Source organism: Kitasatospora sp. NPDC030952, assembly GCF_055571335.1.
In genome coordinates this window covers 236,033-249,358 of sequence record NZ_JBVIFM010000005.1, presented here as the reverse complement: position 1 = coordinate 249,358, position 13,326 = coordinate 236,033, and the positions used below count along the sequence as shown (strand labels likewise).

Here is a 13,326-nt window from a genome sequence, read left to right as displayed (position 1 = left end):
GCCGCTTCGTACCCTGGTACCAGAGTGTGGTTATCCAGGTATAAGAAGTACCTGGCAACAGGCTCCGGCGTGCCGCATGCTGGGGAGCATGAGCCTGATGACCCCGGCCACGCAAGCCCGTCCCGGTTCCGCCGGGCCGCACCGCGGCAGTCCTGACGAGGCCCGCCGGCACGACCTGGCGGCGTTCCTGCGCAGCCGCCGCGAGCGCATCGCGCCCGAGCAGGTGGGCCTGCCGATGACCGGCCGCCGCCGTACCCCGGGGCTGCGCCGGGAGGAGGTGGCGCAGCTGGCCGCGGTCGGGGTGACCTGGTACACGTGGCTGGAGCAGGGGCGGGACATCCAGGTGTCCGCGCAGGTGCTGGACGCGGTGGCCCGGGCGCTGCTGCTGGACCCGAGCGAGCGGGCGCACCTGTTCACCCTGGCCGGCGCGGACGATCCGGCGCCGGTGACGGAGTGCCCCTCGGTGACCCCGAGCGTGCGCCTGGTGCTGGAGCAGATGGCGCCGTACCCGGCCGCGCTGGTCAACTCCCGCTACGACATCCTGGCGCACAACGCGCCGTACACCGCCATCGTCGGCGAGCTCGGTGAACTGCCGCTGGAGGAGCGGAACCTGATGTGGCTGGCGTTCACCCCTTCGCGCTTCCGCGAGGTGCTGATCGACTACCGGACGGAGCGCCTCGGCATGGTGGCCCGGTTCCGCGCCTCGATGGCCGACCACTCCGCCGAGCCGGCCTGGAAGGCGCTGCTGACCCGGCTGTTGAAGGCTTCGCCGGACTTCGCGGAGGAGTGGCAGCGGCACGAGGTGATGCGGCCGGGCAACGGGATCAAGCGCTTCCAGGTGCCGGGCGTGGGCCTGCTGCGCTGCGAGTACACCAACTTCTGGCTCAGCCCCCGGCTCGGGACGCGGATGATCAGCTACACCCCGCTGGACGAGGAGACCCGCGCCCTGATGAGCAAGCTGCCCCGGGCCTAGGCCGTGCCCTGGCCGCGTATCGACTCGCTCCCGAGCAGCAGGCACACCGCCGCCAGCGGCAGTTCGACGCAGCACGCCATCACCAGCGCCGCCAGCACCGCGTGCCCCGGCCCGGCGCAGGAGATGTCGGCCAGCGCGTCACCGGCCAGCAGCAGGGCCGCCGCCCCGCCCGGCCACGGGGCGGCGGTACTGCGCCGGCGCAGCAGCGCGTCCAGCGAGAGCAGGGCGGCGAACTCCGCGAGGTCCAGCACCACCCACGGGGTCTCGTGGTTGACGGCCAGCACCATCAGCCAGGGCAGCAGCCCGAGGGCGGCCAGCCGCGGCAGCTTCCGGAAGCGCTCCGGCAGGGCGTACCCGGGTGCGCCCGCGATGACGGCGGTGCTCATGCTCCGGCCTCCGCCCGCGCCCGCACCCGCTGCAGCGGCAGCCGCTCGGCCGGTCCGCCCGCCGGGTGCTCGACCAGCACGGTGTCGAACGGCCCCTCGGCCAGCGCGAGCCAGAACGACCCGGCGACCGTGACCACCTCGGCGACCGCCGCCGCCCGGACGGCGCGGAACAGCCGCCGCCCGCCGGTGAACACCACCGAGGGCGCCGTGCCGTCGGCCGGCAGCCGACCCCAGGCGAGCACGTGCGAGCGCCGCCCGGTGGCGGGGCTGCGCCGGGCGCCGCGCACCAGTTGCGGTGCGAGCCGGGCGGCGACCAGGACGTCGGCCAACTCGCCGTGCTGGTAGAGCTCCAGCGCGGCCCGGCCGCGGCCGGTGCCGACGCTGCGGACCGACCAGGGACCGGCCCCGGCGGGCAGCGTCCCCTCCGGCCCGGGCGCCGGGCGGAGCGCGCCCCCGGGAACACCCCCGTGGTCCCCGGGGACGGGCCGCCCGTGCGGCGGGGTGGCGGAGTGCGATGCGGTGCTCGTCATGCCCCCAAGCCTTCCGTCGCGGGGGCCCGTTGTCGGTGGTGCCGCACACCGAATCGGGGGTGTATCTAGCTACACCCCTGTCCGGCACCCCCCTTCATGGTGGCCGTTGATCACCGGGCCCTACGCTGTCCGGCATGCCCTCCACCACGTTGCGCCGAGCGCTCGTCAGGAGCCTCGGACGACCACCGTGGTCGGCCGAGGCCTGGCGGGAGACCCGCTTCATAGCCGCCGGAATACCCATGGCCGCGCCGGTCTGGCTGGCCGTGACCGACTCCGGCCTGCTCCTCCCGGTCCTCGCGGTCGTCCTGGTCTGCGCGCGCTGGCTCACCGGCGTCCAGCGCGGCCGGCTGCGCGCCCTGCGCGGCGTGGAGGTGCCGCCTCCCGGCGGGTCCACGACCCTGCGGCTGGGCCGGCTGCGGTTCGGCCTGGCCTGGCGTCAGACCACCTACCACCTGCTGGTCGGTCCGGTCCTGGCGCTCGGCGCGCTGGCCGCCGTCTACCTCTGGGGCGTCGCCCTGGTGCTGACCACCCTGTACGGCTGGGTCTGGCTGCTGCCGCTCGGGACGGGGCTGCGCAGCGAGCTGGCCGGCCTGGACGTGGCGCTCACGGTGCTCGGCGTGCTGCTGCTGGTGGTGACGCCCTGGCTGACCACGCTGGCCGGCTGGCTGGAGGTGCGGGCGGCGCAGCTGCTGCTCGGCCCGAACCGGGCGGAGCGGCTGGAGCAGCGGGTCGAGGAGATCACCGAGTCCCGGGCCGGCCTGGTGGACGCGGTGGACGCCGAGCGCCGCCGGATCGAGCGGGACCTGCACGACGGCGCCCAGCAGCGCCTCACCTCCCTCGCGATGAACCTGGGCCTGGCCCGGCGCACCCTCAAGGACTGCCCGCCCGACGCCATGGAGGTGATCGTCGCCGCGCACGAGGAGGCCCAGGCGGCCATCGACGAGCTGCGCGACCTGGTCCGGGGGCTGCACCCGGCGGTCCTGGAGGACCGCGGGCTGGACGCGGCGCTGTCCGGCATCGCGGCCCGGGCCCCGCTGCCGGTGCGCCTGGACGTCGAGCTGTCCGACCGGATCGCCCCGACCGTCGAGGCGGTCGCCTACTTCACCGTCTCCGAGGCGCTCACCAACGTGGCCAAGCACGCCCGGGCCGAGCAGGTCGACGTCTCGGTGCGGACGGCCGGCGGCCGGCTGCGCCTGGTCATCAGCGACGACGGCGTGGGCGGCGCGGACCCGTCGCGCGGCACCGGGCTCACCGGTCTGCGCAAGCGCGCGGCCTCGGTCGACGGAACGCTGTCCGTTCTCAGCCCCCTCGGGGGCCCCACCACCATCACCGTGGAGTTGCCGTGCGTGCTGTGATCGCCGAGGACTCGGTCCTGCTGAGGGTCGGCCTGGTGAAGGTCCTGGAGGCGGTGGGGTTCGAGGTGGTGGCCGCGGTCGGGGACGCCGTCGAGCTGCTGGCCGCCGTCGAGGAGCACCGCCCGGGGGTGGTGGTCGCGGACGTCCGGATGCCGCCGGGCTTCCACGACGAGGGCGTGAAGGCCGCGATGGTGATCCGGCAGCAGTGGCCGGACACCGCCGTGCTGCTGCTCTCCCAGTTCGTGGAGGAGCGCTACGCCGCGGACCTTCTGGCGACCAACACCAGCGGGGTCGGCTACCTGCTGAAGCAGCGGGTGGCCAATGTGGACGACTTCGTGGACGCGCTGCAGCGGGTGGCCGAGGGCGGCACCGCGCTGGACCCGGAGGTGGTGGCCCAACTGCTGGTGCGCCGCCACCGGGATCCGCTGGAGAAGCTGACCCCGCGCGAGCGGGACGTGCTCTCGCTGATGGCGGAGGGCCGGTCCAACGCGGCGATCGCCGCCTCGCTGGTGGTCAGCGACAGCGCGGTGGCCAAGCACATCAACTCGATCTTCACCAAGCTGGACCTCCCGCCGGCCGACGACAGCCACCGCCGGGTGATGGCGGTGCTGCGCTTCCTGGAGGTGGGAACGTGAGGAGCGCCCGGGCCTGGAAGATCACCGGCGTGGTCACCCTGGTGTTCGTGCTGTTCATGGGCGCGGGGCAGACCCTCGCCCTGGTGGCCAAGCAGCGGAGCGTGGAGGACAAGGTGTACACCACCGACGTCCACAAGCTCCAACTGGCGACGGGCAGTTCCTCCGTGATCGTCAAGGCGGGCCTGCCGGGCCGGGTGGTGCTGACCAAGACCCTGGACTGGACGGTGAGCGAGCCGAAGGTGAGGGCCGAGATCAGCGACTCCGGCGTGATGAGCATCGACGTCCAGTGCCGGCGGCAGATCCCCTTCTTCAACTGCGGTGCGCAGATCGAGCTGTCGGTGCCGCCCGGCACCGAGGTCGCCGGTCTGGTGACCTCGGGCAGCGTCACGGTGGACGGCCTCTCCGGCCCCGTCGAGCTGCAGGGCGCCTCGGGGGCGATCTACCTGAGGCGCCTCTCCGGCGAGATCCACGCCCGTACGGGCTCCGGCATGGTCCAGGGTACGAAGCTGCGGTCCGGCACGGTGGAGGTGAGCAGCGGATCCGGCGAGGTGGACCTGGACTTCGCCGCCGCGCCCAGGGACGCCACCATGAGGACCGGCTCGGGCTCGGCGACGATGACCCTGCCGCGGGGCAGCCACTACCAGATCAGCGGGAAGACGGGCTCCGGCGGCAGCTCGATCGACCCGGCCCTGGGCGATGTCACCAGCCCGAACAGCCTGACCGCCGAGGTCGGCTCGGGCTCGCTGGAGGTCCGCTACGGGACCGCCGCCACGGAGGCACCGTCCGCGTCGGAGGCACCGTCCGCACCGGCGGCCCGGTAGGTAGGCCGGGTGGGTGATCCGGGTGGGGGACAATGGAGAGTCCCGTCCCCCTATCCGAGGTCAGCCGCGCATGACAGCCACGCCCGCACCCACCGCGCCCGAGACGGCGACCGCGACCGCGCCGGAGACGGCGACCGCGACCGCGCCGGAGACGGCGACCGTGTCCGAGACCGGGACCGCGACCGAGTTCGCGCCGCTGGACATCGGCCCGATCCGGGTCTGGCCGCCCGTCGTGCTGGCGCCGATGGCCGGGATCACCAACGCCCCGTTCCGCACCCTGTGCCGCGAGCAGAGCGGTGGCAAGGGCCTGTACGTCTCGGAGATGATCACCACCCGGGCGCTGGTCGAGCGCAATGCCAAGACCATGCAGCTGATCAAGTTCGACCCGAGCGAGAAGCCGCGCTCGATCCAGCTGTACGGGGTGGACCCGGTGACCGTCGGCAAGGCGGCCCGGATGATCTCGGACGAGGGCCTGGCCGACCACATCGACCTCAACTTCGGCTGCCCCGTCCCCAAGGTGACCCGCAAGGGCGGCGGCTCGGCGCTGCCGTACAAGCGCAACCTGCTGCGGGAGATCCTGCGCGAGGCCGTGGCCAACGCCGGAGACCTCCCGGTGACCATGAAGATGCGCAAGGGCATCGACGACGACCACCTCACCTTCCTGGACGCCGGCCGGATCGGCGCCGAGGAGGGCGTGGCCGCGATCGCCCTGCACGGGCGCACCGCCGCCCAGCACTACGGCGGGACGGCCGACTGGTCGGCGATCGCCCGGCTGCGCGAGGCCGTCCCGGCGCACGTGCCGGTGCTGGGCAACGGGGACATCTGGTCGGCCGACGACGCGCTGCGGATGATGCGCGAGACCGGCTGCGACGGCGTGGTGGTGGGCCGCGGCTGCCTGGGCCGGCCGTGGCTGTTCCGGGACCTCGTGTCGATCTTCGAGGGCGACGTCGACTACGCCCGTCCGGACTTCGGCTACGTGGCCCGGGCGATGGTGCGCCACGCCCAGCTGCTCGGCGAGTGGCTGGGGGACGAGACGCGCGGCGTGATCGACTTCCGCAAGCACGTCGCCTGGTACACCAAGGGCTTCTCGGTCGGCTCCGAGCTGCGGGTGCGGCTCGCCAACTCCTCCTCGCTGGCCGAACTGGCCGGAACCCTCGCCCAGGTGGAGCAGACCCAGACCTGGCCGATCGGCGCGGACGGCCCGCGCGGCCGCACCAGCGGCAACGGCCGGGTGGTCCTGCCGGAGGGCTGGTTGGACGATCCGTACGACTGCGCCCGGCCGGGCGAGGATGCCGAATCGGACACCTCCGGCGGATGATCTAGCCGATCCGGCGAAGTCGGCCCCTCCGGGAGGCTGGCCACCCGGTCCCAGCCCTCTTGTCCATTCTGGCCAAGAGGGCTCCTTTTCGGCGGCCGGCCATCACGGAACGAGCACGTTCCTGGACGGAGTGCGACGATTGGCGCAGGCGTTCTACGTTCGAGCCGCGAGACGGACTGGTGACGCTTGCCACACGCGGTGGCGACTGACGCCCGGTCAGTGGACGAAATGGACAGGTCGACCGTGAATCGCTTCCCGAAGCCGGTTCGACGCCGATCGGCCGATCCGGCTGCAGGAAATCAAGCCGGGGCAACGCGACCGACCCGCGGCCGCTACCCAGCGTCCGAATCGAGCGATCTTCCGTTTCCCCGCCTTCAAGTCTTGAACGCGGGCTAGCGTCAGGGGGACGATTTCACCAACAGAGGTGAACGCCTTTATGCGCATTCGATCTAGCGGGTTACCCCTCGGTACCGGCCTCGTGTGGCCTATTCAGGGCAGAGAAGTGCCTTCGAAATGGGTATGTTCTCCGGCGTCAGGGCAACCGCGTACGAGGAGACCGACCCGTGCCGTCCCAGCAGAAGTTTGTTTACTCCTTCACCGAAGGAAACAAGGACCTCAAGGACCTTCTCGGCGGCAAGGGCGCGAACCTGGCCGAGATGACCAACCTGGGGCTCCCCGTCCCTCCGGGGTTCACCATCACCACCGAGGCCTGCAAGGTCTTCCTGGAGACCGGTAGCGAGCCCTCCTCGCTGCACGAGGAGATCAGCGCCCACCTGGACGCGCTCGAGCAGGAGATGGGCAAGAAGCTCGGCCAGGCCGACAACCCGCTCCTGGTCTCCGTCCGCTCCGGTGCCAAGTTCTCCATGCCCGGCATGATGGACACCGTCCTGAACATCGGCCTCTCCGACGCCTCGGTGGTCGGCCTCGTCGCCCAGTCCGGCAACGAGCGCTTCGCCTGGGACTCCTACCGCCGCCTGGTCCAGATGTTCGGCAAGACCGTGCTGGGCGTCGACGGCGAGCTGTTCGAGGAGGCCCTGGACGAGGCCAAGCACGCCAAGGGCACCGTCAACGACCTGGACCTGGACGCTTCCGACCTCCGGGACCTCGTCGAGGTGTTCAAGGGCATCGTCGAGCGCGAGACCGGCCGGGCCTTCCCGCAGGACCCGCGCGAGCAGATGGACCTCGCCGTCCACGCCGTCTTCCACTCCTGGAACGGCGACCGCGCCCGGCTGTACCGCCGCCAGGAGCGCATCCCGAACGACCTCGGCACCGCGGTCAACGTCTGCACCATGGTCTTCGGCAACCTCGGCGAGGACTCCGGCACCGGCGTCGCCTTCACCCGCGACCCCTCCACCGGCGCCCAGGGCGTCTACGGCGACTACCTGTCCAACGCCCAGGGCGAGGACGTCGTCGCCGGCATCCGCAACACGCTGCAGCTGTCCGAGCTGGAGAAGCTCGACAAGAAGTCGTACGACGAGCTGATGGCGATCATGCAGACGCTGGAGAACCACTACCGCGACCTCTGCGACATCGAGTTCACCATCGAGCGCGGCAAGCTCTGGATGCTGCAGACCCGGGTCGGCAAGCGCACCGCCGCGGCCGCCTTCCGGATCGCCGTCCAGCTGGTCGACCAGGGCCTGATCGACCTGGACGAGGCCCTGATGCGGGTCACCGGCGGCCAGCTGGCCCAGCTGATGTTCCCGCGCTTCGCCCCGACCCCCGAGTCCAAGCAGATCGGCTGGGGCCTGGCCGCCTCGCCCGGCGCCGCGATCGGCAAGGTCGTCTTCGACTCCTACACCGCAGTCAAGTGGTCCCGCTCCGGCGAGAAGGTCATCCTGGTCCGCCGGGAGACCAACCCGGACGACCTGGACGGCATGATCGCCGCCGAGGGCATCCTCACCTCGCGCGGCGGCAAGACCTCGCACGCCGCCGTCGTCGCCCGCGGCATGGGCAAGACCTGTGTCTGCGGCGCCGAGGAGCTGGAGGTCGACACCAAGTCCCGCAAGTTCACCACCGCCGACGGCCTGGTGGTCCACGAGGGCGACGTCGTCTCCATCGACGGCGCCAGCGGCAAGGTCTACCTCGGCGAGGTACCGGTCCTGCCGTCCCCCGTGGTCGAGTACTTCGAGGGCACCCTGCACGCCGGCGCCGACGTCCAGGGCGGGCTGGTCCAGGCCGTCCACCGGCTGATGTCGCACGCCGACGGCCGCCGCCGGCTCGCCGTGCGCGCCAACGCCGACAACGCCGAGGACGGCTCGCGCGCCCGCCGCTACGGCGCCCAGGGCATCGGCCTGTGCCGCACCGAGCACATGTTCCTCGGTGAGGAGCGCCGCAAGGAGGTTGAGCACCTGATCCTCGCGGACAACGACAAGGACCGCGAGCTCGCCCTCTCCACCCTGCTGCCGCTGCAGAAGGGCGACTTCCTGGAGCTCTTCCAGGCGATGGACGGACTGCCCGTCACCGTCCGCCTGCTCGACCCGCCGCTGCACGAGTTCCTGCCCGACATCACCGAGCTGTCGGTGCGCGTCGCCCTCGCCGAGGCCCGCAAGGACCCGAACGAGAACGACCTGCGCCTGCTCCAGGCGGTGCACAAGCTGCACGAGCAGAACCCGATGCTGGGCCTGCGCGGGGTGCGCCTCGGCCTGGTCATCCCCGGCCTGTTCGGCATGCAGGTCCGGGCCATCGCCGAGGCCGCCGCCGAGCGCAAGCTGGCCGGCGGGGACCCGCGCCCCGAGGTGATGATCCCGCTGGTCGGCACCGTCCAGGAGCTGGAGCTGGTCCGCGACGAGTGCGAGCGGGTGCTCGCCGAGGTCGCCCAGTCCACCGGCGTCACGCTGGACATCAAGCTCGGCACCATGATCGAGCTGCCGCGCGCCGCGGTGACCGCCGGTCAGATCGCCGAGGCCGCCGAGTTCTTCTCCTTCGGCACCAACGACCTGACCCAGACGGTCTGGGGCTTCTCCCGGGACGACGTGGAGGCCTCGTTCTTCACCGCCTACCTGGAGAAGGGCATCTTCGGGGTCTCCCCGTTCGAGACCATCGACCGCGACGGCGTCGGCTCGCTCGTCAAGCACGCCGTCGAGGCCGGCCGGGCCACCCGCCCCGACCTCAAGCTCGGCGTCTGCGGCGAGCACGGCGGCGACCCGGAGTCGGTCCACTTCTTCCACGAGGTGGGGCTGGACTACGTCTCCTGCTCCCCCTTCCGGATCCCGGTGGCGCGCCTGGAGGCAGGCCGCGCCGCCATCGAGACGGCGGGCAGCGACTCGCGCTGAGAGGGTAGGCATCCCCTACTCACGCGCGGGTACGACTGACCGCTCCACCCTCCCGTCGGGAGGGCGTACACCGGAGCTCGGCGCAGGAGAACCGGCGTACGTGACACGGCCGGGCGGGAACGGACAACGGCGTCCGTTCCCGCCCGGCCGTACGTATCTGTGGCGTCCGTCATGTGTGTGACTGGCCGGGCCGGACGCCGCCGGCTGCCAAGCTGGACGGCATGACCAGAAGCAAGAGCCCGCTCGTCGTGGTGGCCGTCCTGATCCTGGCCGTGCTCGCCGGGGTCGGGTACCTGCTCGCCGGCAAGGGCGGCGGCAGCCACCCCAAGGCCGCCGCGAGCGCCACCGCCACCGCGGGCACCTCGGCCCCCAAGCCCTCGGCCCCCAAGCCCTCGGCCCCCAAGCCGTCCCCGCCGGCCGGCGGCGCCTCCGCCCCGAGCGGCGGCTGGGTGCCCGCCGACCCGGCCCTGGCCGACGTCTGCCGCACCAAGCTCCCCAGCCAGGCCCAGGACACCCTCGGCCTGATCGCCAAGGGCGGCCCCTACCCGTACAACCGGGACGGCATCGTCTTCGAGAACCGCGAGAGCCGGCTGCCGAAGAAGGGCAACGGCTACTACCACGAGTTCACCGTGGTCACCCCGGGCTCCAACGACCGCGGCACCCGCCGGGTCGTCACCGGCGGCTCCGGCGAGCAGTACTGGTCCCCGGACCACTACGGGACCTTCCAGGAGATCGACCCGCGCTGCTGACCCCGGACCGAACTCCTCCGGCCCCCGCCTCCGCCGCACGGACCGGGGGCCGCTTCGTCTGCGCTCCAGAAAATACTTTCCAATCTGGAAAGTAAGTGCCATCCTGGAGCCACCATCACCGACGAGGGGGCTGTCATGAGTAATTCCGTTCCCACCCCGCTGCCCGCCGCCGAGGCGCTGCGCCTGGCCGCCGGAGCCGACGCGGCCGCCCGGCGGCCGGGCGAGGTGCCCCGCTGGTACGGGCCGGCCTTCGCCTTCGCCTTCACCGCGTACGGCCTCGGGATCGGCCAGGCCGTCGCCACCGGGCAGTACGCCCTGATCGGCGCCTTCGCCGGTGGCTTCGCCGCCCTGACCGGTGGCCTCGCCCGGGTCGCCGTGCGCAGCGACGGGATCGTCCGCCGGGGAGTGCCGGACGGCATCCGCGGCCCGGTCGCGCTGGCGGTCCTCGCGGTCTGCGCCGTGTCGGCGGCCGGGATGCTGCTCGCCTGGCAGGCCGGCGGCGGCCCGCGCTGGATCGCCGGGGTCGCCGGGGTCGCGGCGGGCCTGACCTTCTGGGTGGGCATCCACTGGCTCAACCGCCGGGTCCGGCGCTCGTACGAGGCCGGCTGATGCCCGGCGCGCTCGACCCGCTGCTCCAGCACGCCACCCGGCTCACCGTGCTCGCCTTCCTCGGCGCCTGCCACGAGGCCGAGTTCGCCGCGGTCCGGGACCACTGCGAGGTCTCCGACTCCGTGCTCAGCAAGGCCGCCACCGCCCTGGAGGAGGCCGGCTACCTGGTGGTCAAGAAGGGCTATGTCGGCAAGCGTCCCCGTACCTGGCTCGCCGCCACCCGCGAGGGCCGCGCCGCCCTCGCCGCCCACCTCGCCGAACTCCAGCGCCTGGTGGCCGCCGCCGAGGCCGCCGGCGCCCAACACGCCTGAAACGCGGGTGGGTTCACCGGGCCCGGCGCCAACTGACCCGGCTGTGCGGGCCGTGCGGGCCGGTGGTGACCAGGGCGGTGAGCTCGTGCAGGACCGGGGCGGGGTCGCGGCGCAGCTGGACGGGGGTGGTGCGGACCACCGGGAGGCCGGCGGCGGTGAGGCGGTTGGCGCGGGCCAGGCCGCGTTCGTGGTCGGCCGGCCGCAGGTGGTAGGCGCGGGAGTCGATCTCCAGGGCGACGCAGGCGTGCGGCCAGTAGGCGTCCGGCACCGCGAGGAAGCGGCCGTCCAGGAACAGCACCGGGTTCCAGAGCGGTTCCGGCAGGCCCGCGTGGGCGAGCACCTCGCGGGCCTCGCCCTCCACCACCGACCGCACCCCGGCGGTCAGGTCCTCCACCACCAGGGCCACCCGCGGCAGTGCCAGCGCCCCCGGCCTGGCGAGCAACTGGTCGAGCAGTTCGCCGAGTTCGCAGTGCCGCCGCTGGACGGCCTCGGCGCACAGCGCCCGGAACCGGCGCTGCCCGGTCTCCCGCGACGCGACGTCCGCCAGCGCCCGCGCGACGGTGGCGCTCCACAGCCCGTCGTCCCGCTCGAAGCCGCCCGGCATCGCCCCGGAGGCCCGGTGGATCCGCACGAACTCCCTTTCCCTGATGCGTCGCTGATGTGGGATCAGGACATCGACCTCGGCCAGGTCGGCCGGGTGTCCGGCGCTCGGCAGCCCGGCGTCCGCCAGCACCGCGAGCCCGGTCAGCAGCACCTCCCCGGGCTGTGGCACCTGCCCCTTCGGACTCGCGTACGCCAGCGCCGCCCGTAGTTTCTGATGGATCGTCAATCGTCCGTTCTGCAGGCAGATCACCCGCGGCAGCACCTGCTGCCAGGGCCCGCCCGGCCGTAGTCGGTGGGCGATCGTGCCGGAGGGCACGCCGAGCCGGCGCAGCTGCGCGCGGGTGGCGATGTGCTGCTGGTCGGCGCCGAGCAGGGCGACGGGGTCGAGCGGGTGTGCGCGGGTCATACCCGGGTGCTGCCCGCCCGGATCGGAGGTATGCGAAACGTCCCTCGTCAGGGGCTTCCGCGCAACGGTGTTGACGAAACGGCGGTCGAGCGGCTGAGCTTGGTCCCCCATGATGACCGAACCCCACGGCCCCGCGCTCGACGCGCTCAACGGCCTCTCCGTCGGCGACGCCCTCGGTGCCCAGTACTTCGTCCCGGAAACCGCCCGGGCCCACCACGCCTCCCGCACCGAACCGCCCGGCCCCTGGCCGTGGACCGATGACACCGAGATGGCCTGCTCGGTGTACGCCGCCCAGCGCGAGCGCGGCACCATCGACACCTTCGACCTCACCCACGCCTTCGCCGTCCGCCACGACTTCGACCGCGGCTACGGCCCGGCCGCCAACCGGCTGCTCCGGCTGGTCCGCGAGGGCGGCGACGCCAGGGTGCTGGCCGCCGAACTCTTCGACGGCCAGGGCTCGTACGGCAACGGCGCCGCGATGCGGGTCGCCCCGCTGGGGGCGGCGTACGCGGAGGATCCGGCCGCCGTGGTCCGGCCCGCCGCGGACACCGCCGTGATCACCCACACCCACCCGCAGGCCGTCGACGGTGCGATCGCGGTCGCGGTGGCCGCCGCCTACGCGGTGCGCGCGCGCACCGAGCCGATGACGCCGGAGGCCTTCCTGGCGGCGGTGGTCGAGCTCACCCCGTACGGAGTGGTGCACGACGCGCTCGCCGAAGCGGTCCGGCTGCTCGCCGAACCGGATCCGCAGGCCGTCGCCCGGCTGCTCGGCAACGGCAGCCGCACCTCCGCCGCCGACACCGTCCCGTACGCCCTGTGGTGCGCCGCCCGGAACCTCACCGACTACCGGGCCGCCGTGTGGGAGGCGGTCGCGGCCGGTGGCGACATGGACACCGTGGCCGCGATCACCGGGGGAGTGGTGGCCGCCCGCACCGGCACCGAGGGCATCCCGGCGGCCTGGCTGGCCGCCCGGGAACCGCTGCCCGGCTGGGCGTTCCCCGGGCCGGGCAGCGTCCGGCCCGGGCCCACCGACGACTCGTACCTGAAGCCGCTGCGGCTGCCCCGCCCCTGCCCGGTGCCGGACCTGGTCTGGACCGAGGAGCAGTGGCGACGGGTCCGGTCCGGGCGGATCCCCGGCGACATCGACGGGCGGTGGACGTTCTACACCGCCGAGGGCGTGCTGCACCTGCACCGCAGCTGGACCGGCTTCGAGATCTGGCGGGTGCGGGTCGCCCCGGTCAAGGGCGGTGGCTGGCGGCCCGTGTCCGCGCTGGTCGAGGCGTTCCCCGGGCGCTACAACGGCGACCGCACCGTCCCCGAAGGCCTTCTTCGCGAGGTCGCCGGGGACTGAGAACAGC

General features: G+C 73.0%; 13 protein-coding genes. 10 read left to right on the top strand and 3 right to left on the bottom strand.

Annotation, left to right across the window (positions count from 1 at the left end):
• Positions 1–97: 97 nt before the first annotated feature.
• Positions 98–973: a helix-turn-helix transcriptional regulator gene (locus ACZ47G_RS12840; protein WP_465742086.1), complete on the top strand. Its 876-nt coding sequence runs from the start codon at positions 98–100 to the stop codon at positions 971–973.
• On the opposite strand, the gene ACZ47G_RS12835 is transcribed toward ACZ47G_RS12840, so the two are convergent.
• Positions 970–1,359 carry a hypothetical protein gene (locus ACZ47G_RS12835; RefSeq protein WP_465741850.1) on the bottom strand — a complete coding sequence of 130 codons (390 nt, stop codon included), beginning with the start codon at positions 1,357–1,359 and terminating at the stop codon, positions 970–972. The two genes, ACZ47G_RS12840 and ACZ47G_RS12835, sit on opposite strands and share 4 nt — an antisense overlap.
• Entirely contained in the window at positions 1,356–1,889 is a 534-nt protein-coding gene (locus ACZ47G_RS12830) for a hypothetical protein (RefSeq protein ID WP_465741848.1), read from the bottom strand. Before ACZ47G_RS12830 ends, ACZ47G_RS12835 begins: the two co-directional genes overlap by 4 nt.
• A gap of 134 nt (positions 1,890–2,023) precedes the next feature.
• Between ACZ47G_RS12830 and ACZ47G_RS12825 the strand changes: the two genes are divergently transcribed.
• The 8 genes from ACZ47G_RS12825 to ACZ47G_RS12790 all read left to right on the top strand — a co-directional run bounded on the left by ACZ47G_RS12825 (position 2,024) and on the right by ACZ47G_RS12790 (position 10,959).
• Positions 2,024–3,244, top strand: coding sequence for a sensor histidine kinase (locus tag ACZ47G_RS12825; protein WP_465741846.1), 1,221 nt, complete (start codon positions 2,024–2,026; stop codon positions 3,242–3,244).
• A complete protein-coding gene (locus ACZ47G_RS12820) occupies positions 3,232–3,879 on the top strand; it encodes a response regulator (protein WP_465741844.1) in 648 nt (215 codons plus the stop codon). The genes ACZ47G_RS12825 and ACZ47G_RS12820 overlap by 13 nt, the downstream gene beginning before the upstream one ends.
• On the top strand, positions 3,876–4,700 hold the full coding sequence (locus tag ACZ47G_RS12815; RefSeq protein WP_465741842.1) for a DUF4097 family beta strand repeat-containing protein: 825 nt from the start codon (positions 3,876–3,878) through the stop codon (positions 4,698–4,700). The genes ACZ47G_RS12820 and ACZ47G_RS12815 overlap by 4 nt, the downstream gene beginning before the upstream one ends.
• A 70-nt stretch (positions 4,701–4,770) precedes the next feature.
• Complete coding sequence (gene dusB / locus ACZ47G_RS12810; protein WP_465741840.1) at positions 4,771–6,018, top strand: tRNA dihydrouridine synthase DusB; 1,248 nt, start codon at positions 4,771–4,773, stop codon at positions 6,016–6,018.
• 563 nt (positions 6,019–6,581) lie between these two features.
• Positions 6,582–9,290: a pyruvate, phosphate dikinase gene (gene ppdK / locus ACZ47G_RS12805; protein WP_465741838.1), complete on the top strand. Its 2,709-nt coding sequence runs from the start codon at positions 6,582–6,584 to the stop codon at positions 9,288–9,290.
• 221 nt (positions 9,291–9,511) lie between these two features.
• Positions 9,512–10,039: a ribonuclease gene (locus ACZ47G_RS12800; protein ID WP_465741836.1), complete on the top strand. Its 528-nt coding sequence runs from the start codon at positions 9,512–9,514 to the stop codon at positions 10,037–10,039.
• 135 nt (positions 10,040–10,174) lie between these two features.
• Positions 10,175–10,648 carry a hypothetical protein gene (locus ACZ47G_RS12795; protein ID WP_465741835.1) on the top strand — a complete coding sequence of 158 codons (474 nt, stop codon included), beginning with the start codon at positions 10,175–10,177 and terminating at the stop codon, positions 10,646–10,648.
• The gene (locus ACZ47G_RS12790) at positions 10,648–10,959 is read left to right on the top strand and encodes a transcriptional regulator (protein ID WP_465741833.1); all 312 of its coding nucleotides are present in this window, start codon (positions 10,648–10,650) and stop codon (positions 10,957–10,959) included. The genes ACZ47G_RS12795 and ACZ47G_RS12790 overlap by 1 nt, the downstream gene beginning before the upstream one ends.
• A gap of 13 nt (positions 10,960–10,972) precedes the next feature.
• Here ACZ47G_RS12790 and ACZ47G_RS12785 read toward each other — a convergent pair whose 3' ends face one another.
• Positions 10,973–11,968: a hypothetical protein gene (locus ACZ47G_RS12785; RefSeq protein ID WP_465741831.1), complete on the bottom strand. Its 996-nt coding sequence runs from the start codon at positions 11,966–11,968 to the stop codon at positions 10,973–10,975.
• 109 nt (positions 11,969–12,077) lie between these two features.
• Here ACZ47G_RS12785 and ACZ47G_RS12780 point away from each other — a divergent pair, with 109 nt between their 5' ends.
• Positions 12,078–13,319: an ADP-ribosylglycohydrolase family protein gene (locus ACZ47G_RS12780; protein WP_465741829.1), complete on the top strand. Its 1,242-nt coding sequence runs from the start codon at positions 12,078–12,080 to the stop codon at positions 13,317–13,319.
• The last annotated feature ends 7 nt before the right edge of the window (positions 13,320–13,326 follow it).

Coding starts and splice junctions, on each gene's coding strand:
- ACZ47G_RS12840 (WP_465742086.1), top strand. CDS start 98: ATGACCCCGGCCACGCAAGCCCGTCCCGGTTCCGCCGGGCCGCACCGC.
- ACZ47G_RS12835 (WP_465741850.1), bottom strand. CDS start 1,359: ATGAGCACCGCCGTCATCGCGGGCGCACCCGGGTACGCCCTGCCGGAG.
- ACZ47G_RS12830 (WP_465741848.1), bottom strand. CDS start 1,889: ATGACGAGCACCGCATCGCACTCCGCCACCCCGCCGCACGGGCGGCCC.
- ACZ47G_RS12825 (WP_465741846.1), top strand. CDS start 2,024: ATGCCCTCCACCACGTTGCGCCGAGCGCTCGTCAGGAGCCTCGGACGA.
- dusB (WP_465741840.1), top strand. CDS start 4,771: ATGACAGCCACGCCCGCACCCACCGCGCCCGAGACGGCGACCGCGACC.
- ACZ47G_RS12800 (WP_465741836.1), top strand. CDS start 9,512: ATGACCAGAAGCAAGAGCCCGCTCGTCGTGGTGGCCGTCCTGATCCTG.
- ACZ47G_RS12795 (WP_465741835.1), top strand. CDS start 10,175: ATGAGTAATTCCGTTCCCACCCCGCTGCCCGCCGCCGAGGCGCTGCGC.
- ACZ47G_RS12790 (WP_465741833.1), top strand. CDS start 10,648: ATGCCCGGCGCGCTCGACCCGCTGCTCCAGCACGCCACCCGGCTCACC.
- ACZ47G_RS12785 (WP_465741831.1), bottom strand. CDS start 11,968: ATGACCCGCGCACACCCGCTCGACCCCGTCGCCCTGCTCGGCGCCGAC.
- ACZ47G_RS12780 (WP_465741829.1), top strand. CDS start 12,078: ATGATGACCGAACCCCACGGCCCCGCGCTCGACGCGCTCAACGGCCTC.